This window comes from Achromobacter sp. MUI-25009338 (genome assembly GCF_057359325.1).
In genome coordinates, this window is sequence record NZ_CM170627.1 from 4,071,934 (window position 1) to 4,097,753 (window position 25,820).

Annotated in this window: 17 protein-coding genes; 1 reads left to right on the top strand and 16 read right to left on the bottom strand. The window is 68.0% G+C overall.

Features of this window, described 5'->3' with window-relative positions:
* Positions 1-306 precede the first annotated feature (306 nt).
* The 16 genes from AC1IQ6_RS19325 to AC1IQ6_RS19400 form a co-directional block, all read right to left on the bottom strand.
* Complete coding sequence (locus AC1IQ6_RS19325) at positions 307-1,191, bottom strand: LysR family transcriptional regulator (RefSeq protein WP_241116587.1); 885 nt, start codon at positions 1,189-1,191, stop codon at positions 307-309.
* Positions 1,192-1,204: 13 nt separating this feature from the next.
* Positions 1,205-1,831: an RNA polymerase sigma factor gene (locus tag AC1IQ6_RS19330; protein WP_241116586.1), complete on the bottom strand. Its 627-nt coding sequence runs from the start codon at positions 1,829-1,831 to the stop codon at positions 1,205-1,207.
* A gap of 101 nt (positions 1,832-1,932) precedes the next feature.
* Positions 1,933-14,535 (bottom strand): filamentous hemagglutinin family protein, encoded by a 12,603-nt coding sequence (locus AC1IQ6_RS19335; RefSeq protein WP_485865184.1) that lies wholly within the window; start codon positions 14,533-14,535, stop codon positions 1,933-1,935.
* Positions 14,536-14,736: 201 nt separating this feature from the next.
* A complete protein-coding gene (locus tag AC1IQ6_RS19340; protein WP_241116584.1) occupies positions 14,737-15,732 on the bottom strand; it encodes a FecR family protein in 996 nt (331 codons plus the stop codon).
* A gap of 79 nt (positions 15,733-15,811) precedes the next feature.
* Positions 15,812-16,318 carry an RNA polymerase sigma factor gene (locus tag AC1IQ6_RS19345; RefSeq protein ID WP_485865185.1) on the bottom strand — a complete coding sequence of 169 codons (507 nt, stop codon included), beginning with the start codon at positions 16,316-16,318 and terminating at the stop codon, positions 15,812-15,814.
* Complete coding sequence (locus tag AC1IQ6_RS19350; RefSeq protein ID WP_241116582.1) at positions 16,315-16,971, bottom strand: TonB family protein; 657 nt, start codon at positions 16,969-16,971, stop codon at positions 16,315-16,317. Before AC1IQ6_RS19350 ends, AC1IQ6_RS19345 begins: the two co-directional genes overlap by 4 nt.
* Before the next feature lie 266 nt (positions 16,972-17,237).
* On the bottom strand, positions 17,238-19,166 hold the full coding sequence (locus AC1IQ6_RS19355) for a DUF3363 domain-containing protein (RefSeq protein ID WP_241118028.1): 1,929 nt from the start codon (positions 19,164-19,166) through the stop codon (positions 17,238-17,240).
* A 456-nt stretch (positions 19,167-19,622) separates the two neighbouring features.
* A complete protein-coding gene (locus tag AC1IQ6_RS19360; protein WP_241118029.1) occupies positions 19,623-20,219 on the bottom strand; it encodes a S26 family signal peptidase in 597 nt (198 codons plus the stop codon).
* Positions 20,212-20,706: a DUF2840 domain-containing protein gene (locus AC1IQ6_RS19365; RefSeq protein WP_241117674.1), complete on the bottom strand. Its 495-nt coding sequence runs from the start codon at positions 20,704-20,706 to the stop codon at positions 20,212-20,214. Before AC1IQ6_RS19365 ends, AC1IQ6_RS19360 begins: the two co-directional genes overlap by 8 nt.
* Positions 20,703-21,011: a ribbon-helix-helix domain-containing protein gene (locus tag AC1IQ6_RS19370; RefSeq protein WP_241118030.1), complete on the bottom strand. Its 309-nt coding sequence runs from the start codon at positions 21,009-21,011 to the stop codon at positions 20,703-20,705. Before AC1IQ6_RS19370 ends, AC1IQ6_RS19365 begins: the two co-directional genes overlap by 4 nt.
* Entirely contained in the window at positions 21,008-21,661 is a 654-nt protein-coding gene (gene parA, locus AC1IQ6_RS19375; protein ID WP_241117087.1) for a ParA family partition ATPase, read from the bottom strand. The genes AC1IQ6_RS19370 and parA overlap by 4 nt, the downstream gene beginning before the upstream one ends.
* Positions 21,662-21,985: 324 nt before the next feature.
* Positions 21,986-22,831 carry a replication initiator protein A gene (locus AC1IQ6_RS19380; RefSeq protein WP_241117088.1) on the bottom strand — a complete coding sequence of 282 codons (846 nt, stop codon included), beginning with the start codon at positions 22,829-22,831 and terminating at the stop codon, positions 21,986-21,988.
* Between the two features lie 26 nt (positions 22,832-22,857).
* A complete protein-coding gene (locus AC1IQ6_RS19385; RefSeq protein ID WP_241117089.1) occupies positions 22,858-23,142 on the bottom strand; it encodes a helix-turn-helix domain-containing protein in 285 nt (94 codons plus the stop codon).
* A gap of 138 nt (positions 23,143-23,280) precedes the next feature.
* Positions 23,281-24,084 (bottom strand): DUF2285 domain-containing protein, encoded by an 804-nt coding sequence (locus AC1IQ6_RS19390; RefSeq protein WP_241117090.1) that lies wholly within the window; start codon positions 24,082-24,084, stop codon positions 23,281-23,283.
* Positions 24,085-24,211: 127 nt separating this feature from the next.
* Positions 24,212-24,559, bottom strand: coding sequence for a DUF2958 domain-containing protein (locus tag AC1IQ6_RS19395; protein ID WP_241117091.1), 348 nt, complete (start codon positions 24,557-24,559; stop codon positions 24,212-24,214).
* Positions 24,560-24,719: 160 nt separating this feature from the next.
* Positions 24,720-25,070 carry a DUF2958 domain-containing protein gene (locus tag AC1IQ6_RS19400; protein ID WP_241117092.1) on the bottom strand — a complete coding sequence of 117 codons (351 nt, stop codon included), beginning with the start codon at positions 25,068-25,070 and terminating at the stop codon, positions 24,720-24,722.
* A 396-nt stretch (positions 25,071-25,466) separates the two neighbouring features.
* Here AC1IQ6_RS19400 and AC1IQ6_RS19405 point away from each other — a divergent pair, with 396 nt between their 5' ends.
* Complete coding sequence (locus AC1IQ6_RS19405) at positions 25,467-25,757, top strand: helix-turn-helix domain-containing protein (RefSeq protein WP_241117093.1); 291 nt, start codon at positions 25,467-25,469, stop codon at positions 25,755-25,757.
* The last annotated feature ends 63 nt before the right edge of the window (positions 25,758-25,820 follow it).

Genomic DNA, 25,820 nt, shown 5'->3' on the forward strand with positions numbered 1-25,820 from the left:
ACATCAGGGTGTCAAGCGCGGCACGCGAGAACGTGCCGCCAGTCTGCAAGCGAAGGCGCATCCTGCAAACCAGGCTGGGCGCACTCGGGCGTAGTACGCCAGCGGCCGGGCCTAGGTGTCTCCGAAGGCGCGGCGCAACGGCTAACGTCAGGCCGGCATCTGCCGGCCGTAGCCTGTCTTACGGGAGCGTGATGCAGTGCAGTCCCGCGTGCCGCGTCATAGTTTTGTCATCAGCATCGGCAGGCACAGCAGGCAGGTCAAATCAAAATCGGCAAGGCGATCATGCCGAATTTGGCACAAACGCATTCAGGCGATGCGGCGCGCGAGCGCCAGGAACTGCTCCATCGTCTCGATCAGGTCATCCTGACGGCCAGCCTTGCGCAGCGCGTAGGTCGTGACCTGCGCTGCCGCATCCGCCAGCGGCACCATCACCACATCCGGCCGCGACAGGGTCTGGGCATGAGCCGCATCGATAAAGCCCAGCCCGCAACCCGCGCCCACCTTGACGATCATGCCGGCCAGCGACTCCACCAGATCGACCGAGGCCGGCGCGATGCCCGCGGCTTGCAGCAGCGCGTCGACCTGCGCGTACCAGCCCGGCTTGTAGCGCGGATGGCACAGGACCAGCGGATGGGAGGCGATCGCATCGAGCGCGAGAGCGGGCGCCTGCGCCAGGGCATGATCGCGCGGCACGGCGGCGACCAGCGGATCACGCCATACCGGCTCGGCCAACAGGTGTTCCGATGGCGGCACACCAAAGGACAGGCCGATGTCCAATTGCTCGGTGCGCAGCGCGGCTTCCTGTCCACCTGATGGCAGCTCGCGGATATCCAGCCGCACCGCCGATTGCTCTTGCCAGCGACGAAACAGCACCGACAGGCGCGGCTGCACCAGTCCGTCGGACAGGCCGATGCGCAGCACGGCCGGCAAGCCACCCACCGCCGCCACCTTGCGGCGGGCCTGCTCGATGGCGGTCAGTATCTCGCGCGCGGGTTCCCGCAGGGCTTCGCCTGCGGGCGTCAGCGTCGTGCCCTGACGCGAGCGGATAAAAAGCGGCACGCCCAGTTCATCCTCCAGTTGCGAGATCGTGCGCGACAGCGGCGACTGCTCGATGTGCGCGCGTTCGGCCGCCCGGCCAAAGTGCAGTTCCTCGGCCAGCGCCAGGAAGTAGCGTAAGTGGCGAATGTCCATGCCGGCCTCCCATTCAGGCGGCCAGCGCGCGATGCCGGTGCGTCCGCGGCTTAGGTGCGGCCATCACGTCGATGTAGCGTTCCCGCGCCTGGCGCACCAACGTATCGAGCGTGCCAAGGGACAGCCCATAGGTCCGTGCCACCTGAGCCCGCGATTCGCCAGCCGCGTACAGGTCGAACAGCACGCAGCGATGACGAAACGGCAGGGTGTCCAGCGCCTGCTCCAATAAGGCCAGCCTCCACCGCCCGTCGATGATTCGATCTGGGCCTGGCTGCGGGTCAGGCAGGTCCAGCTCATCGCCCAGGTCGGCGACATCGCCCATGTCGGCGAGCGAGACCGTGCGGCGCTCGCCGCGCAGCCGATCCAGCGCCGCGTTGCAGGCCACCCGGTACACGAAGGCGCCGGGGTCTCGGATGACCCTGGGCAACACTCGCTCGCCCAGCCGCAGCCAGGCATCGTGCAGGCACTCGCTGGCCAGGTCGGCACAGCCCACGCGCTTGGCCAGCCGACGTTGCAAGGTGTCGTAGTGTTGTTCCAGATGACAGCGCAGCATGGCCACGGCGTTGTCGTCGTCAGCCGCGCCGACGGCGTAGCCTGCCTCGACGGCAAACTCGACATAGAACGGAACGCTCATATCCATGTGGATACCTCGTCTGTGCTGGCGCCGCCGATCGCTCGGCGTAAACCGTCCCTGCCTGCTCCTTGACGGGAGCGGGCAGGGTGAACTGATAGGAAGGGTGGCTACTCGGCCTGCTGCAAGTCGCGCCGCTGGTTCTCTGGCACGTAGCGCGCTGCCTCCGGGTAGAGCTGCCGCTGTTCACCGACAACTTGCAGCACACTTGGCGAAGTGCCAGGCAAGCTGCTTTGCCGCATACCGGGGGAGACGGGCGAGTTGGGATCGGGCTTGAAGCTGCCGTCTTCCTGCAAGGCTTCGTTGCCGAAGCCGATGACCCGCACCGTGATGATCGACGGCAGGTTCTGGCGTGCTTCCGCCCGGGCACGCGCCACTGTGTCCTGAGCCGCTGTCGCCGCTGAGGACGCCGCCGCGCTGGCGCTGGTCAGCGCTCCCACGTTCACTGCTGCCATCACCGGCACCCCCACGGTATCGCCCCCGGCCTGGATGTTGGCCGCATTGACCACCTGCAAGGCCGCCACGTTTACGGAGCCCGAGGACCGGATACCCGCCTCGCCCGCATCGATCGTGCCCAGCGGCGCGATCAGGTCGACGTCGCCCGGCGCCACCTCGGGGATGGGATTGAGCGTGGCGATGCCCGCGCCGGTGCTGGGCACGTCCGGCGAGATCGTCACATTGCCCCAGGCGTCGTAGACACGGCGCGGCGGGGTGTAGACCACCGTGGTCTTGCTGCCTCGGCCCGCGTTGATGTCGCCGGTTGCCGACCAGGCCAGGATGTCGCCGCCGAAGGTCGTCATGATGCGGCTCTGGCCCAGCAGGATGCTACCCAATGCATAGAGTTGAATGTTGCCTTGTCCCTGGGTGATGACACCAGCCGTGGAGGGCGGCGCCTTGCCCTCGATGCCGAACACCTGTTGGCCACCCGGAGTAAGCAATTGGATATCGCCGCCGAAGTGGGTATGCACGCCGGCGCCGCCATACATGATGATGTCGCCGCTGTAGCGGATTGGATTACCCGCCGCATCGTGCTCGGGGAACAGCGCAGCGATAGCGTTGCGCCCGCGCAGGTAGCTGCCCTGGCGCACCCCGCCAACCTCGTTATATTCGCGGCCACCGGCCTTGAGCTCGGCGAAGTACACCTCGCGGGCAAAGATCCGCTGCTGCTCGGGCGGCAAATCGGCAAGGAATTCCCGCGCCTGCCGGCCGTCGCCGCTGAAGCCGTAACGCCCAGCCAGCCATTCGACCAGTTCGCTTTCATAGGTTCGCACCACCTTGCCGGGCTGCTCGGCCAGGGGCGTTCCCGCCAGCGCCAGGCTGTCGGTATCCAGGTAGCGCTGGAGGAAGCCGGAGAAGTCCGCCTGGTTGGCGCCTGCCTGCAGGACTACGCTGGCGCCGGAGCGAGCGTCGCCCGGGGCGACCGCCCCCAGGCTGGTGACCGCCACCTCGTCGTCCATCAGCAGATTGCGTCCGGCGCTGATTTCCAGGCTGCCCGGCCCGGCGACGTTGAAGTTGCCGTAGAGGATGTCGCGCCCCGCCTGTACCAGCGACACGTCGGTAGCCGAGATGTTGACGAACAGGTTGCCGCTACTGGCGTAGCTCCCCGTCGCATTGTCCGTGAACGCCCGCTCGACGCCCAACCCGGTGCCGCTGCTGACGATGTCACGGCCGGCGATCATGCGCACCGCGCCGTAGCCTTCATAGCGCATTTGGCCGAAACGCATATCGCTCGTCGCGGTGTAGTGCAGCAGCCGCCCACTGTCGACGCCGACCAGATCCCCCGTGAGGGCATAGAAGCGCGACGGTTCGGGACCCGCTGCCCATCCGCCGGAAACGCTGTTGGCGCCGAAGGCGAACAACGGGAACAGTTCGGGGCTGGCGCGGCTGCCATCGCTGGACAGATTGTCTACCTGCCGCGTGATACCGGTATAGCCCTGATAGCTCGGATTCAACGGCGTGGCCAGGCTGCCGGCGCTGGCGCCGGAACGGCTGATGCTGTAGCCGCCGGCATAGATGGAATCGCCAGCCAGCAGATCGAGACGGCCCTGGCTCGACGGCGCCAGGGTCAGTGCGGTCATGTTGCTGCGAGTATGGCTCTGGCGTGTCGCATTGCCATAGTAGAGGCTGCCCGCCAACGCCACGGCGGACAGTTTCGCGGGATAGACCAATGCGGAATCGGTCATCTGCTCCGTCCTGCCCAAGGAAACCGGGGTCAGGTTGCCTCCCGCCGACGTCAGGTCGATCGCCGTGCGTTCGGTCCACAACGAGAAGCCGCTCACGCCGTAACCCTCGACCCCGCTGGCGCTGGTATAGGGGGTGCCGTTCATCAACGGCGTCCGGCCAGGATCGACCACCCCCTGCAGCACCAGGTCACCCAGGCTGTTCAGGCTGAAGGTGGCGTCGCCCGGCACCAGCGTCGGCCCGCCGTTGGCCAGGCCGAGAGTCGAGACGAAGGGATCGTAGGCGCGCCGTTCGCCCGGGACCTGAAGGCCATCCAGACGACCATAGATCAGATCGATACCACCCAGGCTCGTCGCCCGGACCTGGGTATTGCCGCGCAGGTTGACCATCGCGCCGTACAGCGAACTGTTCTGATCGAAGGGCGTCAACGGGTTGAGAGCGCCGCCGATACGTACGTCCATATCGCCGCCGCCGCTCAAGGTCAACTGGCCATCGGCGCCTACCCGGCCGCTGCCTCCCACCGCCAGCACCAGCCCCTGGCTGCGAATGCTGGACGTGCCCGCCTCGATGACGCCCGCATCGCCCGCGACCTTCACGCTCAGGTCGCCACCGCCCAGGGTGCCGATGCCGGTGAAGCCCACCTGCTGCGTGGCGGCAGCAGCCCCTTCGCTGCCCGGCCGCCGCGCATAGGTACCGAAATTGACCCACCAGGCGGTGGCATCGGCCGTACCGGCGGTCGAGGCGCTGCCCTGGCGCCAGAGCCAGTTGCCGACAGTGGCCGAATCGTAGCCGGTGTTGGGCACGGCGCCAGACAGCCGCCCCAGTATGTCGCCGCTCAGATCGCCACCGACCGCCAGCGTCAGATTGCCACCCTGGGTGGGATACCAGGCGCTGTAGAGACTCTGTTCGCCGCCGTCCACCCATTGCTCGTAGCCGCCCAGCGCCGGATCGCGCAGAACGCTGCCGCCATCCCTTGCGCGTGGCAGGTTGTACCTGGCGTCGACGATGCTCGCGGTACCGGCGGTGTAGACCCCGAACGGAGAGTCCATGCGCAGGTTGCCGGCGGCGAACAGATCGAGATCGCCGGTGCCGGTGCGCAGCACGCTGAAGCGCGAAGCGTAGGGTTCGGCTTCCAGCGCGTAGTCGTCACTGGACGCAGCGCACCAGGTCGGGAAATCGTCGCAGATGGTCGGATAGCCCAAAGCCTCCGGGTCCAGTGGGTCACCGGGCTTGATGCTGGGATCGCCCCATTCATTCACCCCTTCCTCGGTCCACACCATGCCGCCCGAGCTCGCTGCGCACCAGGTCGGGAAATCGTCGCAGATGGTCGGGTAGCCCAAAGCCTCCGGGTCCAGTGGGTCACCAGGCTTGATGCTGGGATCGCCCCATTCATCCACCCCTTCCTGGGTCCATACCAGCCCACCACCGGCCGCAGGTATGCGCCGCATGCCGTAGTGCGTATCGGCGAGGCGCATCTGTCCGCTGGAGCGCGGATCGGTCAGCCGCGGATCGGCCGCCTGCAGGTCGGCGCCAGCCACCAGGCGCAGGCTCCAGGACTGCGAACCGGCCGCCAGCATCGGCGCGATGGCCCAGTTGCGCGACACCGCGCCGGCCGGGCGTACGTCCACCGAGGCGGCGCCATCGGGCAGGCGGATGTCGCTGCCGGCCGGTAGGAAGGCCCCGGCGCGCAAGGCCAGCCCGCCAGCCAGGCGCACGCCGTCGACTTCGCCGTTGGCCAGCATCGCCCGGCCAGGCAGCGGCACGCCGCCCGGCCAGGTCATCCCCGTCACGGGCGTCGCCAGCGGCAGACGGCTGCCGGCGCCGAGGCGAGTGCCGGCGGGCAGGTCCAGCGCCTCGCCGAGCTGGCTGCCGGCCGGCCGGAGCAGGTTGCCGGCGGCATCCAGCAATGCCCCCTCGAGCACTGTCCCCGCCGGCAGTTGCAACGGCTGGCTGAGCACCGCCTCGACCGGCAGCCGGGTACCGGCGGCCAGGGTCATGGCCTTGATAGGCAGTTCGAAATTGAGCGTCTTGCCGGCCGGGAAGAAGCTGTCGTCGTCCAGACGCACCCCAGCCGTCGGCACCACCCGATCGCCGCCCAGGCGATCCTGGCCGGCTAGCAGCAACCAGCCCTGATCGTCGTCGGTTTCCGGCGGCGGGGCGAATCCGTCGGTGACACTGCCGTAGATGTTCAGGTCGCCGCCGGCGCGGATCGCCAGCGAACCGGCCTCGCCGGAGCCGTAGACCGAGGTTTTCGCCGTATGCGGGTTGAGGCTGGCGTAGCGATGGTCCGACAGGTCCAGGTCGCCCTGCAACACCAGATCGCCATCGGCCGTGGCGCTGACGATCTCCACCCCTGGACGCAGGTGGAAAGCTTGCGCGTAAGCCGCATTGTTCAAGCCGGCCAGCTTGCTGTCGAGCAACGCGCTATTGGCCAACGCCGCCTGCATGAACAGTTCGCTCTGCTGGTGCTTGCCATCCAGGTAGGCCTGGGTGATCTCCTGGTACGGCCGGCCGTTGGCCGCCGGCTGCGCGGCGACCGGCGCGTCGTCGTAGCGCTGTACCGCATTGACGTTGATGGCGCGGGCACCGATTATGTGCAGCGGCCCGCTGGCATCGATGGCGATATCGCCCGCCGTCGCTCCACCCAGCCGCGGCGCGTACAGGTCGAGGGTGCCGCGGGCGATGCCGTCGTTCTGTCCGTATGCGCTTCCCGACGCCGCCTCGGTGCCGTGACGCAGATCGATACGGGCGCCGGCAGCGAGGCTGAGCAGCCCGTCTCCGGCGTGCAGTTCGATCAGTGCACGGTTCGGCGAATCGATGATCTTGCCGTAGCTGTCCACCCGCAGCCGCCGCCCATGGGCATCGAGCAGCGCCCCGCTACCGATACTCAGGCCCTGCTTGGCGGCCAGGCGGATACTGCCGACCTGCTCGCCGCTGGCGTTGAGGACGCCGTTCACGCTCAGATGGCCGCCATCCAGGGACACCTCGATCATCGAGGCCTTGACGTCACTGCCGATGTTCAGGTCGCCCTGCTTGATCTGGAAACTGCGGGCGCCGTACACCTGGCCGGCATTCAGGCGCTGGTTGAGAGCGGCGAACCGGCTGTCAAGCGTACCGTCCTCGCCCAGCCCCTGGGCACGGATCTCGACGCTGCCCGACGCGTACGGCACCAGGGAACCGCCGGCGTCGTATTCGCCGCTGCTCGCCGCCAGGATCTGCCCCTGCAGATCGACCACGCCGGCCCCGCTGTCCAGCGCCACTGCCTTCAGGCTGCCGGCATGGTTGTTGCTCGCCGACAAGTCGATGCGGGAAGCGGCGGCCTGGCGGATATTGCCGCCGCGGCTCAGCAGGTTGACTTCGCCGCCCCAGCTGTAGCGGATCACGTCGTCGAAACGCAACGCGCGCCCGGCCAGGTCGAGTTGGGCGTCGGCGCCCAGTTCCAGATCCTCCTGCGCGGCCAGGCTCAACTTGCCGCTGGCCAGGCCGACGCGGGTGTCCAGCAGCAGGCTGGCACCCTCCAGAGCCAGTTCGGCGCCCAGTGCGCCATTGGCCAACTCGACCGGGGTGGATGCCGCGCCGCCGCCCCCCGCGCTGACCCGCAACGCACCGCCCGCCAGCAGGCTGTTGCGCGAGCCGGCCTCGCCGGTGAGCAAGGGGGTGATCAGGTTGAGATCGCCGCCGCTGTATGCATAGCCGCTGCCAGGCCGGTACTCGCCCTGGCTCTGGTAGACCGCGAGGCTGCCCTTATGGTTGGCGGTGATCCGCTCGCTGGCTGCCAGGTTGACCGTGGCGAAGCCCAGCGCCAGACGCTGGTAGCTGTCGATGGAGCCGGGCTGGCTGAAGGGACCGTAACCGAACTCGAGGCGTTCGCTGCGGATGTCCAGCGTGCCCTGGCCACTGCCGGCGCCGCCGGCGATGACCCCGGCGGCCGGCGTCTGCGCACCGTTCCAGATCAGGTTGGAGGTGCGGATCGAGGCGACACTGTCGCTGTCGCCGTAGCCATAGATCGCCGGGGTGCCCAGCACCAGGCGCGACAAGCGGGAGCGACCGGTGCCCGGATCGTAGGAGTCGAGGCTGACGTCGCCGTAGAAGTTGAGCGCGTCGCGGGCGTTCAGCACCAGCGTCTCCAGAGCCGGCGCACCCGCCGAGGTATCGCCCTGCAGCAGGCGGTCGAGCACTTGCTGGTCGAGCGCCAGCCCCGTCGGCAGCACACCACGCTCGGCCAGCTCGGTCAGCAGTGCCTGCTCGCCGACATTGAAGCCGCCCGCCGCCAGGGTCAGGTTGCGGGTGCCGTAGCGCACACTGTCGTCGAGCACGAAGCGCTTGTCGGTGGCCGCGACCAGACTGCCTTCGGAATACAGCCTGGTTTCGCCAGCCACGCCATCGGCAGCGGGAACGCCGAGCAGGATATCGCCGGGACCACGATCCGGCGTTCCGGCTTCCGGCGGCAAGACGTTCAGCATGCCGTTCGACAGGGCGAGCATGGAACGCCCTCCCGGCGCATACAGGAAGCCATCCCGTGCATCGTAGGCTGCAGCCCCCCGCCCCAGGGTAACGATGGCGGCCCCTTGCTCGAGGCTGATCGCCTCTCCCGGCCTGTTCGCCAGGAGGAACACCTCGGGTGCGGCCAGTTGGGCGCCATTGCGCAGGACGATGCTTTGCGCGCTATCGGTGATGTCGAAGGTGACGTAGTTGCCGCCTTGCCCGTAGAGAACCGCTGGCGTCGAGCCGATCACCATGCGCGCCGCACCGAAGGCGTTGAGATCTTCGGCCCGCAGCGTCACGCCCTGGAAACCCTCGCTGGCCTGCGCGCCGGCACCGACGATCTCGATCCGCTGGTCGTTGCCCAATACCACCAGGCTACCGCCATAGCCGCCACTGGCGGCCTGGAACAGCCCATTGCCATCGAACACCAGTGCATCGGCGCCACCACCGGCGCTTAAGTCGAGACGCAGGCTGCGCGCATCCACAGGCAGCATCGGCCGTGGGATGCCGCGGCGGGCAGCATCGGCCTTGGCAAAGTCGCTGTAGCTCGTTTCGTTGTACTGCGAATGGCGTCGCAGCACATCCGCTGGGGTCAGCAGCACCTGGCGGAACAGTTCATCGTGCACCCCGGTGCCGGCGAGGGACAACTGCCCGGCCAGCGACCAGGAGCCGCTGCGCATGAGCTGGGTGGGTACCGCCCGGCCCAGCCCAGCCTGGCCGTTGAGTTCGACCCGGTACGCGCCGGGCAGCAGGGCGTAGGTCGACGGCAGCAGGGTGTAGGTCCCGGCCGGCAGGCCGGGCACGCCGCCGCCGATGCTGATCTGCTGGCCGACCAGCGGGTCGACGGCACCGCCTTCGGCGGCCACCGGCGCGATGCGCTGGACGCCGGGCACGATGGCGTAGATCGGATTGTCGGCCAGTCCCGGCAGGTGGAAGCGGCCATCCTCGTCGAAACGCACCAGAGGGTTGTAGCGCGCATCGGTGGATCCACCGCGGCCGGAAACGAAACCGGCGCCGAGCAGTTCGCCGCCACCGGAAAGATCCAGCGTCGCTCCGGACGCCACCCGCACGGAGCGGCCACCGAGGTCAACCCCGGTTTCCATTATCCCCCTGTCGTTGAAGCTACCGCCGACGCCGGTCAGGGCGATTTCCTTTCCGGCATAGCGCCAGACCTGACCGTCTACCGTGCCGCCGTAGGGCAAGGTCAGGCCGGCGCCGCTAACCGAGGTCAGGCTGCCCGCCAACAACTCGACCTTGTCGGCGTTCTGGCCGATTTCCAGATAGCCCAACGGGGCGCGCACGACACCGCCCTGAATGACGCTCGCCGCCCCCAGCGACAGGCGCCCGAAGACCGCCAGGGGCTGCTCCGGCGTGGTCGCGTCGCTGCGCTCGATACGTAGGCTGCGCGCCGGGTCGAACGCCGCAGCGGCGCCATCGGGCTGGTAGCCGTAGCCGGCGAGAATCCGCGCACCCGCCCCGGTGCCCGGATAGAGCTGCGCCGCGCGGATGTGCAGATCGCCGCCGCTGAGCACCTGGGTGTTGATGCGCTCGACGGGCGTCGCGTTCCCCGCCAGCAAGCGCATGTCGCCCGTGCTGGACAGTTCGACCCGGTCGAAGCCGCGCCGGTCGAATGCCTGCGTCCCGCCACTGGCGTCGCGGAAACTACCACGCGAACCGAAGACCAGGCTGTCGCGGATATCCAGTACCCGCCCGCTGGCTTCGAAGAGCGCCTCGCTGGGCTGCCTGGAAACCTGGAACAAGCTGGTCGGCAGCGGCCGTGTTTCGTTGTTCTCCGTAATGTCGTCATTGGGGAACGCTCCCGCCAGAAGCAAGGAAGGCGCAGACAATCTGATCCGGCTGTTGCCAGCGGCATCTTCGCTCAACCCCAACGCGCCGCTGTAAAGGCGCAGACGCTGTCCAAGGTTCAAGTCCAGGTCGCCGGCGAAACTCAGCAGGCCGTCGCTGAAAAGGGTGAGGTCACCGAAGCCGCCGCCCTTCACTTGGCTGGCCGCCAGGCGGCCATGGCCATAGACATAAGAATCCTGGCCGCCCTCGACGACCTCGCGCTGCTGGCCCACGATCAGTTCACGTGGCCGCAGCACCTGATCGGTCGCAAGGTTGGCCAGATAATTGGGCGTGGTCAGCGCCACCGTCAGGCTGCCAGCAGCTGCACCCTCGCCTCCTGCGAAGGCGCGCAGGTCGCCGTCCAGGTAGAGTCCGTTGGCCGAAGCGAGGGAAATACTGCCGCCGGCGCTATTGACCAGGGTTTGCCCGACGCCAGGCACATCCAATTGCGCCTGGGCACCGGAAGCATCCAGGAGGCTTCCCGGCCGCAGGTCGACGAACAGTTCGGCGGCGTCGGCCTTGCCGATGGCATGCTCGACCGAGCCCCCGATGACAATGCTGCCGCCATCGGCCACGAGACCGTAGCGTCGTCCCCGGAAGTCCAGCGCAGTCACGGCGCGCGCCGCGACATCGAGTACGCCCTGCTCGCCAACGCGGATGGCGCGCTGGTGGCCGATGCTCTCGACCTGGTCGCGCACCGGATCGGGCAACACCACGCTGCCCAGTTCGATCGAACCGCCCCAGGCATTCAACCGTCCGTCTACGTTCAACTGGCCGACGCTGCGCAACTCGATGCGCTGCCCGGGGTCGACCTCCAGCAGGCTCCCGCGGCCGATGTCGAGCACGATGCTGGTTTCTTGTCCGGCGCCGGTCTGGCGTGTGCCGGCCTGCAGAAACAGGCTCGCACCGGGACGCTTCATCAATTCGCCGCTAAGCGGCCGTTCCTCGTACAACGACGCCAGCCAGGGCTCCAGCACGAGCTGCCGGGGAATTCCGCTGGCCGTACGGAGGACATCTTCATGGAAACGGTACAGCGGGCGTTGTACCTTCACCTCGGCACCTTCAGCGACTGCCAGCCCCTGTTCCCCGATCACCCGGTAGTTGGCGAAACCCTTCTCGAAGAAATCCTCTGACAACACCAGGGCATTGTCCCGTGATTGCGCGCCGATGCTCACGCGTGGCGCCTGGATGGTCAACGTACCGGCGTCAACGACGCCGTATCCGGCCAACGCTCCCTCCAGTTGCAACCGAGCGTCTGCAGCCGTCGACCCGGTTTCAACCGCCAGCATCAAATCCCCCCCCGTTCCTCCGGCTATGCTGCCATCGGCTCGCAGGGTCACGCCCGATGAAACATCGATCAGCGATCCCGCTGCGAGCACCGCGCCCTCGCTTGAACGAATGGCCACCATGCCGCCATCAACATGGGCTGAGTTGCCGTCGCCGCCGACACCGCCACGCAGGTCCGTCATCAGGCCCCTAGCGTCCAGTACGGCACCTTCTCCCACCAGCACGCCGCCCCGGGCGCCAGTGGGCACGGGCACGATCTCATCTCTGAGCCCATACGTTATGCCGTCTGCCGACACCGCCACGTACGGTTGTGCCAATACATTTCCCAATCGGATCGTGCCGCTGCGCGCCGTGAGGTCCGCTGTCACGTCCACTATCGGCGCGTACATCAAGATCTCGCCGCCTGGCGCCACCGTCAATGCGCGCTCAACGGAAACGCTTTCCTTGGCGGCGATACGCACCGCACCCAGCCCGCTGTCGTTCAGCGTGCCGGCATCCAGCACCAGCTTTCCCTGGCGGACCTGCGTCACCACATCGTTCAACTGCAAGCCATCCGCAATGCGCTCTTCCACCTCTGCCAGCTTTACACTATCAAGCACGGGCGTCAGTCCAAATTGTAATAGCCCGGCATCTGCGTCATAGATCGGGTTGTACCTTCCTACGATCAGTTGCCCAGGCCGCGCCACCGCCCGCTGCGACTGGTAATACCCCTCCAGCCCCGCCTGCGCGGCCTGGATCTGGCGCGGGCCTTGGTACACGTCGCTGGCGATACCCCCTTCCAGTACGGCATTGCTGGTGGCGACGACTAGCCTGCCGGCGTCGCGCCCCACCGTATAACCGTTTTCCAGACGCCGCGACGGGCCGATCAGCGGGCTGTGGAAGTATTCCGTCACGCCCCAGCGTTCGCTAGTCCGCTCGTAGCCGCGATAGAAGCCTGTGTACAGGATATCGGCCGGCGCACTGGACACTTCGTATAGTCGCCCGTCCGCGCCCTTGAGCCAGCTCTGATTGATGTAGCCGGTGGCCACGTCCAGCGTACCGCCCGACAGGTTGATGCTGGAGCCGCCCCGCGTCACCAGATCGTTGCCCGTGACGGTAATCGTGCCGCCCTGCGCCATCCATTCGCCCGTGCTGTGCGGGCTGGTGGCAAGGTAGCCGCTGACTTCCAGCAAGCCCCCGGCCGTGTACCAGCGGTCCCCTTCATAGCCGTTGGTGCCATCCGGCACGAAGACCAGGCTGCGCCGGTCAACCCATACGTCCAGACTGTTCAGGTTACCGCTGTCGCGGTTGACCGGCGCATCGCGCTGTTCGTTACCCTGGATATTGATCTGGAGGTTGTTGGCCGCCATTGCCACCTGCACGCCGACCGCGCCGGAGACATCCAACGTCGCGCCCGCATCGACCAGCGTACGGCGAACGGCCGACACGGCAATCTCGCCTCCGCTCGCCAGCGTCATTGAATCGCCCTGGAAGTCCACGGTATTGCCGCTGACGATCTCGATGCGCGACAAGTCACGCCGGTCGGCAACCGTGCTCAGGTTGTCAAAGACGCCCGTAACGTTGTTGGTCGGGATCGTGCCATCCAGCCGCTCCAGGGCCGCATCGCGCTGGCTGTCGAGGGCCGTGGTATCCGCTGTATCCAGCAACGCGGCTGTGGTGCTGTCCTCGGTCAGCGTGACCGTGCCCGTGGCGTCGCTGGCGCGCGTGGACAGGTGGATGGTGCCGCGCTGGCTGGTCGACGTCGTGACAACGGCTACGCCAGCTTGCGTGACGTCGTGGCCCGTCATCGTGATGTCGCCCGTGGCGGCGGTGATGATCCCGGTGTTGATGACCGTACCCGTGGTGCTGCCTTTGGCCCGCGCGGTGGAAATTTCATTGCCGGCCGTGGTCGAATTCAGATTCCCATCTGTGCCCATGCCCTTGCGGATATAGAAACTGTCGCCCGCCGTCAATGCGGCTTGTCCCTTGGGTGTCGTGATCTCGCCCGCGTTGTGCACTTCGTTGCCGAGTAGCAGCACGTAGCCACCGCCGGCGGTGGACGAGGCTGGTGCATCCGTGGCGATCTGCGCGCCGGCGCGCACTTCAACCTTGCCCAGCGCATCTGTGAAGGTCGGCTGCGAACCGTTGGTATCGACATACAGGCCGCGGTTGCGGAACTGCTCATCGGTGATTGTGGCCGCCGCGGCCACCAGGTTGCGCACGTTGACCTGGCTGCTGCCGTCGAACACCACGCCGTTGCGGTTGACGATCATGACCGTGCCGCCGGCCTTGATCTGGCCCTGAATCTGGCTAGGCCGCGCCTTGGGATCGTTGACACGGTTGAGCACCGCCCAGTTGCGGTCCTGCTGGAACTGCACGGTGGTGTTCCTGCCGACGTTGAAGGTCTCCCAGTTTAGGATGGCCTTGTCGGCGGTCTGCTCGATCTTGACCTGGGTACGGCCGTTGGCGGTGGATTGCGTCGGCGCCTTGGCATTGAGCCAGCCGGCGGTGAGCGAGTTGGTATCGACCTTCAGGCCGCCTTCGGCCAGGCCGTCGGGCACCGACGCCCCGTTGGCCGATGCGCGCGCGGCGCGTTGGGCCGCCTGCTGCGCGGCGATGGCCTGGGCGGTTCGGTTCAGGTTGCCGATCGAGGTTTGCAGTTTCTGCCGGGCCGCGTTGGATTGGGCAGACGGACTATTGCGATTGGCCAGCGCCGCCGCAGCGCCAGACTGCCTGGCCTGCATCGCAGCTTGCTGGGCCGCGCCCTTGGCCGCGAACCAGGCGCCGCCGAATGCCTTTTGCGCGTGTGCCTGATCCGCCACGCCGCCAGCGGCGAGCACCAGGGCGACGGCTTGCGCCACCGGCGCGAGGGCAAGGCGCCTGGCATTGGTCTTGTTACGCTGCTTTGCTTGCGATCCCCGCCCCTGCTTGCTCATCACTATCCTTCCCATTGTCACGCATATCCCCGAGACCGTCCGTGAACGGCCACACCTGGCCCTCAGACTTGTGAGCACAAGCAGCTTTCAGCCGCGCTCGATAGCCTTCAGATATAGATACACGTTTGAGCAGGCAAAGCTATGCAGCTTTTTTTTTGACAAATCTGTTTCCGCCGACACGGTGCGCAACCGTGTCACCGATCAGATCAAGATCAGCACGTTGCCCAAGGGCCGGGCACGCAGGCGGAACATATATTGGAGTTGCGCGATAGCCTGGTCGGGCGCCGAGGTGTAGAAGTTGCCGCTGACACGCTGATCGCGCATCGCGTCATTGGCCAGCACCACACGGCCAGGCCGGTAGCGATTGATCTCGGCAATGGCATCGGCCAGCCGCGTCTGGTTAAAAATCAGCAAGCCCCGGCGCCAAGCAGACACCACCTTCGGATCGACTTGCGCAATGCCGCCGATGGCCCGGTCGTCGTAGCGGGTTTGTTCGCCCGCGGCCAGTTGCTGGGAGGCGGTGGGGTGCTCGACCTTGACGGCACCGGCCAAGCAGGTGACGCACACCATGCCGTCCAGGTACCGCACTTCAAGCCGGCCGGAATCGATCATGCTACGTCCCACGCCCGCGCGCACCGAGAAACGATGGTTACCCGCCACGTCGATCGCAGTCTCGCCCGCCAGCAGGTCCAGGCCGACGAGCCGCCCGTCCATCGTTTCTTGGCGCACACTGGTGCGCGTGTTCAGCGTGACATCCAGGCCTTGGGCCAGGGCCAGCGTACGCTGCTCGCCCGCTTCGGTCCGATAGTCGGCGCCCCATTCGGCGGGCGATGGCCACAACCCCAGAGGCGGATACACGACGGCCAAGCCCGCACTGGCTGCTGTCACCGCACCCAGGCCCAGCATGGCGCGACGCGTGCGCAGCCGACTGCGCTGCGCGCGTTCGTAGCGGGCAACCAGCCCCGGATGCGCCTGCGCCACTTGGCCGGTGGAAGGTTTCAGGGCATCCCAGATGGCCTTGGCTTTGCGGTACGCGGCCCGGTGCGCAGGGTGCGCGCCTACCCACTGCTCGAATTCGCGCAGTTCAGCGGCTGTCGCCTCGTTGGAGGTCAGCCGGCGCAGCCAAGCCATGGCTTGGCGCTCCAGCGTTTCGGCTGGCGCCACGTCCTTGTCTTGAGCGTGAGAAACCTTCGTCATGAGGAAGCGCCATACGCGACGCGTTGGGGTGCCATATTTTTATACACGTATGAGGGGCTCTTGCTATGCAGATTATTTTTCAGGGGTCACGGAAATACTCGGTCAGCCGCTCGTGCGCACGCTGCAATTCGGTCTCCAGCGTGCGCCGCGATATCCCCAGGCGCTTGGCGACCTCGTTGCGCGGGATGCCCTCCCAATGCACCATGACCATGATGACGCGGCGCCGCTCGGGCATGCGATCGACCAACTCGGTCAGACTCTCCAGATCGATGCGCGCGAGCGCCGCTTGCTCCGGGCCTGGGCCAGGGGCGGCCATCTGGTTCAGCACCAGTTCGACCGCCTCGCCGGCGACGGTATGATTGTCCTTGCGCTGCATGTCCAGCGCGATGTTGGTCGCCACCCGTACCAGAAAAGCCCCTGGCCGCTCCCGCTCGGGCAGTTCGTCCATGCCTTGCAGACGCAGATAGGTGTCGTGCAGCGCGTCGCTGGCCAGATCAGGATTGCCCAGCCGGCGGGTCAGCAGGGTTTTCAGGCTAGCGTAGCGTTGCGTGAGGTAGTCCAGCACGGTCGGCCGCGGGTGCGTCATCGCGCGCCTCCTGCCGTGGACCGACACGGGGGCTCGGCACCGGGCGGCGTTGGCTGCAACGAAAACAGGTACGGCACATGTGCGGACGCCGGAGGCGGTGCACTGGTACGAACCTGACGCAAGCCCGCCAGCAGCGCCGCGTCCCGGCGAGCATCGCCCGAAGGACTTATGACTGTTGCGAGGGCGACGCGGCCGGTCTCATCCACGGCCACTTCTAGCATCGCGCCGTAGCCGCCGGGTTGGGTGCGGCTATCGCCGCACAGGGCTTGCATCACGGCGGTCTGCAACCGGAGCAGATATCCGGCCGCAGCCGGGTTGGCGCGTGCTGGTCCGGTGCCCGGCGCGGTCGCCGAGGCCGGCCGCGTCAGGCGAAACACGTCGCCATGTGGCGTAACCGCCTTGGTCAGCGCCAGGCCCGTACCGCGCAGCAGGCGACGCAGGGCTTCTTCGGGGGAATAGCGGCCGTGTACCGGCGACGAGCGCAATCCTGCAGGCAAGTCGCTGGGATACAGCGCCGAAATGCGGGCAGTCTCACCATAGCGGTTAAGCGCTTCGCTTAGCGGCTGGGCAGGAATATCGAAGTCGAGTGCGCCATCCGAGGGCAGGCTGGCGGCAGCCGCAGCCGCCATCGCCGCCCACAGCGCCAGGATCACCAGCCATCCGGCCGTGCGGCCGGCAGGGGTGCCGGCTAGGCGAGGCACCACGAATCGCATCCCGGTCCCATCTGTCCAGCGCCACATGGCAAGCGCATCCCCTTGCGCTCCGAGACGGCGCGTCCAGCGGATGGTCGGCAGAAAGGGGGAACGGAATGCAGCACGTGACAAGCCAAAAAAGGGTAGCCTGCATCGTACCGAGACCAAATGACATGTAAATGACAGATGGATGACAACTGCATGCGCTTGGCGCCGCATCCTGCCCTTTAGCGTCCCAAGCCCCGCGCGCGCCCGAATTCCCAGGTGACGCGTCCAGCCTGGACGGTCGCCGACACCGATTGGCCCAAGCGCTGCTCGACCACTGGGCGCCAGGGCACCAGGGTGAAGCCCAGGCCATCGTCCAGCATCGCGAAGCGGCCGCTTGCGAGCATCACCGAGCGCCGGTAAACGCCACTGGCCTGGCCATTCTCGCCCAGCGGGCGATATTCCAGGCCGGTCTCGGCGGCAAGGGTCTGGGCGGCTGCGGCCAGTTCCCGTGCCCGTAAGGTGCGCAACAGGCCACGGGCCAGCACGACGTGCCCGTCTCGGCGCTGCGCGAGCCCATCGAGCTCCAAGTGCGAGAGACGCGCCTGCATGGCGTCGCGAACCTCGGCCCCAAAGCCGTTGGGCACGATATCTTTGCCGCCGTCGATCAACTGGCGGTCCAGCCAGGTCGCCCCGGTCGCGTGAGTCTGCCGCGCCAGCGGTAGGTCCAAGCGCATGATCGCCTCGATGCCGTGGCGCAGCGTCAGGTCGTGCGCGCGTCCGCGTGCCAGCAGGTCGGCCGGCACCTTCCAGACGCCATCGTCCAGCCGCTCGACGATGCCGGCGCGCCGCAGGCCTTCGAGCCGCAGTTCGTGCGAGCGCACGATGGCTTCGGGGCTGCTGTCGCGGTCCTTGGCCTTGGATTTCTCCAGCTCGGCCAAGTGGTCGGCCGTGCGGTAGATACCGTCTTGGGCCAGGCGCGCGATGTTCTGATCGGCCTGGCTTTCGGGCAGCGGCCGGACTTCCACGATGCCGCCCACGGGGTAGTCGGGCAGCGCCGTGCCGGGCGGCAGCGCCAGGTAGTGCGCCCGGCCGTCCACGCCGTCGATGACCAGATAGCCCTGGTCATACAGTTCGTTGGCCAGGCCCTTGCCGGCAATGCGGCCGACGATGGGCTGTGTGATCTCCCGGCCCGTCTCAATGGCGAACTCGCGCGGCTCGCCGCGCATCGCCCGGTGCATCGCGCGCAAGATGTCGCCGCGCTCGCCAAGGCGGCGCAAGGTTGCCTCCATCTGGCCGTCAAGCCGCCAGTGGCCGGGCTCGATCTGGCGGGCCAGGCCCATCTCTGCCAGGACTTGCAGGCGCGCGCCCAGCATCCGCTGATAGGCCGCGTCGCCGCGCAGGCCCATGACCTCCAGGCCGTCGCCGGCCTGGCGCAGTAGGCTGCGGTCCAGCGTGGTGAAGCGGGCCAGCTGGACTTCCCGCTGCAAGCTGTCGGCAATCTCGCGCTCGGTGCGCGGGCCGAGCCATTCGGTGGCGATCTCGGCGGCGCGCTCGCGCATGCCGTGAGCCATGTAGTCGGGCGCAATCACCAGATCCTGGCCGTTGTCGGCTCGCCCGCGCAGCACGATATGGGTATGCGGGTTGTCGGTGTCGTGATGGTCCACGGCCACCCAGTCCAGGCGCGTTTGCAGATCGACTTCCATGCGCCGCATCAGCGTGCGGGTGAAGGCGCGCAGATCGCCCAGCTCGGCGGCATCCTCGCTGGAGACGATGAAGCGGAACTGGTGGCGGTCGCCTTCGCAACGTGCCGCAAAGGCGCGCGTATCGGCCTCGTCGGTATCGGCGCCATAGGCACGGCCGGGCTGGCCGTCGCGGGTGACGCCATCGCGCTCGATGTAGCGCAGATGCGCGCCCACGGCATCAGAGCCGGCCTGCATCTTGACAAAGCGCGACTTGATGACGACGCGGCGGCTGCGCGGCGATGGGGCGGCGCGCAGGCGGGCGGCGACCCGGCCCCGGCCGAATTGGCCTCGGCCGCGCCCGCGGCCCGACTGGCCGGCTTTGGACACTTCGCGCCGCACCAGGGACACGAAGCGTTGGCCGTCGCCGCCGCGCTGCCGGGGCGGTCCTGGGCGGGGCCGGAAACGGTCGTCGTCAGGCTGATTCACGCGTCGCGCTCCCGGTAAGATTGGCGCACACGGACGTAAATGGCACGCATGCCAAGCCGCGCCGATGCGCCAAAGCGCCACACACCGGCACGCGCACCTCGGTGCGCCGTGCCGTCCCCCCACCCGTGCAGACCAGGCTTTGCGGCCACCCCCGTGCTGGCCCTTTTATCTTGCCCTCGCTTTTTCCCGGCGCATCTTCCCGCCGACCTGGCGGCGGGAACCAACTGCCGGCCCGGCCGATGCCGGACGCGCTGCGCCAACGCGATGGCCGAAGGCCGGGCGGGCGCGGCGCGGACGGCGAGCCGGGACGCGGGCAAGACACCTGCACGGGACGGCGCAGGCGGCGGGCCGCGGACACCGCATTGGCGCTGCATTGCATCGCGCAGCCGCCGCGCATCGACGGATGCACAGGATGCGCAACGCCCAGAACAAGCCCCAAGCAAAGGAACGTGACGTTCATCGCACACCCCAGGTCCAGACAGGCACGGCTACGCCGTAGGCGGCCGTGCGCGGGACGGGACCGAAGTAGCGGCTGTCGAACGACGCCGCGTGTTCGGTGCCGAGCAGGAACCATTCGTGCGCCGCGAGCCGCCGGCAGCCAGGCCAGGCCGCGAGCGGGCGGCCCTGGCTGTCGTGGGTCAGCGTCAGCGCGACGACGCGGCCGTTGACGCGCACCGTGCCGTGGCGGACACAAACATGGTCGCCGCCCGCGGCGGCGATGGGCTTGATGAGCGGCACGCCGGCCGGCAGATAGCCGCGCTCGGCGGCCAGCCGTGCGGCGTCGGCGGGCAGGCGCGTCAGGATGGCGTCGCCGATGCGCGCCGGCTGCGCGGCGACGGCATAGAAGCCGCGCGGCATGCTGGCGCTGGCGTTGTAGACCAGGCGCGGCGCGTGGACGCCGCCGCGGCCGTCCAGCGCCACCGCACGCAGCAAACCGGGGGCAAAGATGGCCGCCACTCCGAGGGACATGGCGGCCAGCACCGCGGCGCGTGCGCGCCAGGTGCAATGGCGTGACCGATGGGACGGCACGGCAAGCGGGATGGTCTTACGCATGGCGCAGCTCCTGCAAGGCGCGGCGCGCCAGCCAGGCCGCGTGCCGCTCGGGCGTGTAGGCTGGCGGCGGCAGCCGCGCCGCGAGCCGGTTGGCGACCGTGCGCCAGTAATCGGGCGAAACCACCACGGGCGCGATGCCGGCCGCCTCGATGGCGTCAATGAGCGCCAGCACGGTCTTGACGCGCGGCTTGCCGTCGGCGCACAGCAGCAGGCACGCACCAGGAGCGACGCCCGCGATGCGCTGCGCGGCGTCGAACGGCATGGCCGCCTGCATCACGATGACCGTCCAGGCCACCGTGCCGTAGGCGTTGGCGACCCAGCTCAAGCGGCAGCAGACCGCGCCCGGCGCGAACAGCGCCACGCGTCGCCAGTCGTCGCGCCGCACGATGAGCAGCGGCGCGCCAAAGCGCAGCCGCACGCGCAGGCGCCGGCCGTAGGCGGCGAGCGTCACGCGCATGAGAGGCACGCTTGGCGTTACCGGCGTCATGGCGCGCGCTCCGGGTATTCGCGCTCCAGCAGCTCGCGCAGCATGGCCGCGGCGGTCACGCCCCGTCGGTACGCGGCAATCTTGATGCGCCCGCGCAGCGCCGGCGTGACGTCCACCGTCAGACGCGCGGTATAGATCGACGGCGCGTTGCTGCCCTGGCGCACCCAGGCGGTGGCCGCCGTGGGCGCCGGGCGCGAGCCGATCGGCACGCGTCCCGGCGCGCCGCCTCGTGCGCCGCTGCCGTCGCTGTTGCCGTGGTGGTTGCCGGGGTGGTTGCCAGTGGGGTGGCGCGTTTCGTTCGTCATGCCAGGCACTCCCGCACCTGCCCGGCCAGCCGCGCGATCTCGCGGGCGGCCGGGCAGCGCGCATCGCACTCGCGCACCAGCACGCCCGCCGCCACGCTGTCGGCAAAGGCGATGCGCTGCGAGATGTCGGCCGCCAGCACCGGCAAGCGCTGCTCGGCCAGCGCCGCGCGCGCCTCGCGGCCGATCACCGTGCCGACCACGCGGCGATTGACCACGAACGCGGCCCGCAATTGCGGCTTGTACAGGCGCGCTTCGTCGATCAGGCGGACCATGTCGCTGCTGGCCCAGATGTCATACGCGGACGGCTGCACCGGAATCAGCGCCAGGTCGCAGGCCAGCAGCGCCGAGCGCGTGATGGCCGCCGCCCTGGGCGGCCCGTCGATGATGACGTAATCGGCGCTTTGCGCGATCTGCGGCATCTCGACATGCAAGGACTCACGGGCCAGGCCGTAGACGCCGTACAGGCGTTTCTGGCCACTCTGCGCGCGCCGTTCGGCCCAGTCCGAGGACGACCCTTGCGCATCGGCGTCGATCAGCACCACGCGATGGCCGGCAAATGCCAGCTCGCCGGCCAGGTGCGTGGCAAGCGTGGTCTTGCCCGCACCGCCTTTCTGGTTGACCAGCGCGATGACCTGGCCGGTTCGCGGCAAGGCAAGCCCGGCGCCAGGAACGGGCGTGATGGCAGGCCACGGGCTGGGTTGCCGACCGCTGTTAACGGCCTCGCGCGGGCCGCTACCCTGGGCCGAAGCCAGCGGCCTCCCATCATCAATCTTAGTTAGTCTTATAGTTAGTAAGTTAGAAGCGCCCCGCAAAGCCAATGCTGGCGCGGGTTTCCAGGCGTCGCTGCGCCTAAAGGCACGAAGATTCTGCGCCTGATAGCACGAATGCCGTGCGCCTGATAGCACGAAGCCATCCACAGGAAATCCACAGCTTTGTCCACAAGTTATCCACATGGCCGAGGCCTCCACTGGGTGTCACGGGGCCGGCGTCGAGGAAGGACGCTCGGGGTGGGGATGAAAGAACAGCCGCTCGGCGCCGCCCGCGCGGGCGACCCGCAGGCGGTAGCCTGGCAGCGTCTGGCGCTGCGCCAGCCGGCGCACGTCCAGCGCAAAGTCGGCATAGCGCGCTTGGCTGCCGGACTTGGCGTACAGGTGACGCAGCTCGAAGATCCAGCCCATGCGCTGGGTGCCGCCATGCCGGCGCACCAGCCGGTACAGCCAGCGTTCGATGCCGCCCGTGAGCCGGAAGTAAGCCGGGTCGATGCCCAGCACCAGGGCGTCGGACAGAACGCCTGAATAGAACCAGTCCGGCAGAATCAGCTCCAGGCCGGCGGCGCGCCCGCCTGGGTGGACGGATTCCTTCCATTCGTTGATCCACGAGAAACGGTGCATCCTGCGGTTGTCGCCCTGGTGCAAGGTGGTGGCCACCGTGGTCGATTGCAGCCGGTCCAGCGCCGCGCGCAGGCGCTGATAGGCGCGCAGCGAGGTGCCGCGTCCGGTATAGGTGAGGATTTCATGGGGCGTGGCGCAGATCAGCCGCGAGGTCGGCACGCCCCGGTCGCGCGCGGCGACAAGCTGGCTGGCGGCCCACACCAGCACGTCGGCATCCCAGATCGTGGCAATGCCGTGTTCCGGCACGCCTTCCACGCGAATGCGCACCGCGCCGGCCGCGAAGTCGATGGGCGCGATGCGCCGCTGCTTGGAAAGCGAGAAAAACGGATAGCTCATCAGGTCGCGCGCATCGCGCGGGCGCATGTCGCCTGGCAGCGCACGAAACAGCGTGAGCTGTTCGCGCTCGCCAGAGAGGCGCCGGGCGGCCATGCTGGGGACTCCTGCGCGCCAGGCCGTCAGCGGCCCGCGCGGCGGTCCAGGTATTCGGGGTCGGAGGTCATGCCGTAGCTGCGGCCATCGGCCCAGGCCTCCAAGTCGGTCACGGCGTAGAGCACGCGCCGGCCGAACTTGCGAAACCTGGGGCCGCCGCCTTGTACGCGCAGCTTTTCCAGGGTGCGCGGCGACAGCCGCAGGTAATCGGCCGCCTCGGCGTTGGTCAGGTAGCGTGGCGCCGGGGTGGCCGCGCGCGCGGCGTACACGGGCGCGCAAGGACTGGACAGGGAAACGTGGGACGCAGCCATGATGCCTCCTGCAAAGCGGTGCGCCAGCGGACGAAGCGCCGCGGGCTGGAGACAGTCTCGGCAGGAGGCCGCGTGTACGGAAGGGAGAATGTTCAGGGGGGGTGGGTTTTTCTCCCCCCTTGGGCGCGAACGCGCGGGCTATGGGCCGGGCTGGGGCGGGCGCAGCCCGGCCAGCGCCCGGTAGCCGCCGCGCATCAAGGCGTAGCCGCGCGCCAGGCTGTGGCGCAGTTGCGCCCGCAACGCGCTGTCGGTGTGCCAGGCGGCGCGTACCCGCTCGCGGCCGTACAGCACTTCGGCGATCTGGCGGTGCGAGGCGCCGGCGAACTGGCCATCGAGCGCCTGCAGGGCGTGCAGATGATGCCGCGCCGCCAGGGAAACACGTTGCGCGGCGGCGTGCTCGCCCGCTGGCCGGGTTTGGGCGCGGCGCCGGGGCGCAAGGTGAGCCGCGTGCGCGCCAAGCAAGGCGGCCTGCGCATGCAGGCGCGCATCGAGCGGCACTGCGCAGCGTGCCGCATGGCCGTCGAGTACTCCCCGCCCCAGGCGCATGCGCAGCAGGCGGGCACCGTCGCGCACCTGCAAGGCGGCGCCGTTGGGCAGCGCGACAAGGTCTTTCTGGCCGGGCAGGCGCCACAACAGCAGGCCGGCGCCCGTGGCACCACCGGCCGCTGCCTCGGCCGCTTCGACATGCAGCAGCGCCGGCAGGCTGTCGTCCCAGAGCGGATGCGCCTTGCGCGCATCCAGGCCGGGATCTTCGAGCTGGATGAGGCCCCAGGCGCGCGCGGCCGACGCGCCGCCGTGGCGGCCGTCGCGCAGCCAGGCCGTCAGGTAGGCCGGGTAGCGGCGCAGGTACTCCCAGGCCAGGCTCGCCACATCGAGCCGCAGCAGATAGAGGTAGGCCGCCGTCGCCTGCCAGGGCGCGGCGTTCTCGGCAGATGTCCGCATGGGCGTCTCCCCTGAACACAACGCACCCCCGACCCCGGCGAAAGCCGGGGAACAATGCCGCTGCGGCCAAACTCAGGCGGCCGCGGGGCGCGTGTGGGTCAGGGCCAGGCGCTGGGGCCTGCGGCCATCAATCCTCGGTGTAGGCGCCTTGGGCAATCGCCCGGGCGGCATAGGCCGACAGCGGGCCATGCGCCGCGAAATGCGGGTCCACGGCGAGAGGGTAATCGTTCGGCCCGCGCAGGGTTTGCAGATCGTCCAAACGGACGTCCATGAGCTGCGGAAAGCCCGTGCCGGCGTCGCACAGGCCGTAGACCCGGCGCGGGTCATCGGGATAGGCGGCAGCCAGCAGCCACACCGCGCGCGCATCTGGCGTATAGAGCTTGACCACGGGCAGAGGGTCGAAATCCGGGTCGCGGGCGCGCTGCGCGCCCTGCGCGAGCAACTGCGCCTGCTGCGTGGCGGTGAGTAGCGGCATGGCAACCTCCGGGACGTGAGGGTGAAGGCAGGCCGGGCGGATACGCGCCAAGGATCGCATGAGTGAGCGCAGCCCCGCAAGCCTTGGGGTGGGCCAGGGTATGCCGGCAAGGCCTTGCATCCGGCACGGAACGGCATCGCTTGCGGTTCATCGCGGCTTATCAGGCGACGATGCGGCCCTCTTCGCGCGCCAGCCGGACGTACTCGCTCAAGGGGCCTTCTGCCCGGAAATCCGGGTCGCGTGCGACGGGCAGTCCCTGGGCGCCGCGCAGCGCCTGCAACTCGGCCAGGCTCACCTTGCCCGGCTTGGGATCGCCCGTTCCCAGATCGCACAGCCCATAGGCCATGTCCGGGTTATCCGGGTCGAGCGCATTCAACAGCCATATTGCCCTGCCATCGGGCGCGAACAGCTTGACGACGGGATAGGCGTCAAAAGTCGCAGTTTGGGCAATGCGGCCATTGGCCAACAGGCGCATGTGCAGTTCGTCGGTCAGGAAGGCGGGAAGCGTCATGGTCGGCTCCTTATCGGGATGTCGGACGGATTGTCCATAGGCGGGCCACCGTTCGATGACGGAAGCGCGCAACGGCGTAGCCCCGGATTGCCGCTTGCCCAGAAATACGTAAATCCGCCGCGACGTAAGCCCATAAACACACGATGACGCAGAATCGTGAAATCGGTTTGACGGTTCAGCGGATACCCACGCATGCGGAATTACGCCGATCTCCATGCCGCCGCCCGGTCCGCGCAAGCGTGGAGCCGGCGTAGCTCGGGAGGCTGGCTTGACCGGGAACACCCGCCCTCAGCGGTCAGCGCAAGGATATTTCCCCACCCCAAGAAACGAACACTATAGATTGTAGCTCTATAGAGCGCAATGGGCTGTCATTCTATCTTTTGGGGACTCCACAGGATGACGGCAAAAGATGGATTGGCTCAGGCATTGAGGATGACGCGCAAGGCGCGAGGGTTGAGCCAGGAAGCGTTCAGCGACGTATCGAGTCGTACTTATCTGAGTTCGCTGGAGCGCGGGCTGAAAAGCCCGACGCTTAAGAAGATGGACGAACTGTGCGGGGTCATGGGCATTCATCCGCTAACACTGCTCACGCTGGCCTATGCGGAAAACCGTCATCAGATCAAACAGGTGCAAGCGCAGGTACAGCGGGAGCTGGAAATCATCCTGGCTGACAATACGGACCGTTGAAAGCCAACACCGCGGCTGAACGAGTCTGATCGCCAGAAAACTGTGTGCTCCCGACATTTCTCA

Bases quoted from the DNA above. Each gene is read 5' to 3' on its own strand.
- AC1IQ6_RS19325 (WP_241116587.1), bottom strand. From the start codon at position 1,191: ATGGACATTCGCCACTTACGCTACTTCCTGGCGCTGGCCGAGGAACTG.
- AC1IQ6_RS19330 (WP_241116586.1), bottom strand. From the start codon at position 1,831: ATGGATATGAGCGTTCCGTTCTATGTCGAGTTTGCCGTCGAGGCAGGC.
- AC1IQ6_RS19335 (WP_485865184.1), bottom strand. From the start codon at position 14,535: ATGAGCAAGCAGGGGCGGGGATCGCAAGCAAAGCAGCGTAACAAGACC.
- AC1IQ6_RS19340 (WP_241116584.1), bottom strand. From the start codon at position 15,732: ATGACGAAGGTTTCTCACGCTCAAGACAAGGACGTGGCGCCAGCCGAA.
- AC1IQ6_RS19345 (WP_485865185.1), bottom strand. From the start codon at position 16,318: ATGACGCACCCGCGGCCGACCGTGCTGGACTACCTCACGCAACGCTAC.
- AC1IQ6_RS19360 (WP_241118029.1), bottom strand. From the start codon at position 20,219: ATGCGTAAGACCATCCCGCTTGCCGTGCCGTCCCATCGGTCACGCCAT.
- AC1IQ6_RS19365 (WP_241117674.1), bottom strand. From the start codon at position 20,706: ATGACGCCGGTAACGCCAAGCGTGCCTCTCATGCGCGTGACGCTCGCC.
- AC1IQ6_RS19370 (WP_241118030.1), bottom strand. From the start codon at position 21,011: ATGACGAACGAAACGCGCCACCCCACTGGCAACCACCCCGGCAACCAC.
- AC1IQ6_RS19380 (WP_241117088.1), bottom strand. From the start codon at position 22,831: ATGGCCGCCCGGCGCCTCTCTGGCGAGCGCGAACAGCTCACGCTGTTT.
- AC1IQ6_RS19385 (WP_241117089.1), bottom strand. From the start codon at position 23,142: ATGGCTGCGTCCCACGTTTCCCTGTCCAGTCCTTGCGCGCCCGTGTAC.
- AC1IQ6_RS19390 (WP_241117090.1), bottom strand. From the start codon at position 24,084: ATGCGGACATCTGCCGAGAACGCCGCGCCCTGGCAGGCGACGGCGGCC.
- AC1IQ6_RS19395 (WP_241117091.1), bottom strand. From the start codon at position 24,559: ATGCCGCTACTCACCGCCACGCAGCAGGCGCAGTTGCTCGCGCAGGGC.
- AC1IQ6_RS19400 (WP_241117092.1), bottom strand. From the start codon at position 25,070: ATGACGCTTCCCGCCTTCCTGACCGACGAACTGCACATGCGCCTGTTG.
- AC1IQ6_RS19405 (WP_241117093.1), top strand. From the start codon at position 25,467: ATGACGGCAAAAGATGGATTGGCTCAGGCATTGAGGATGACGCGCAAG.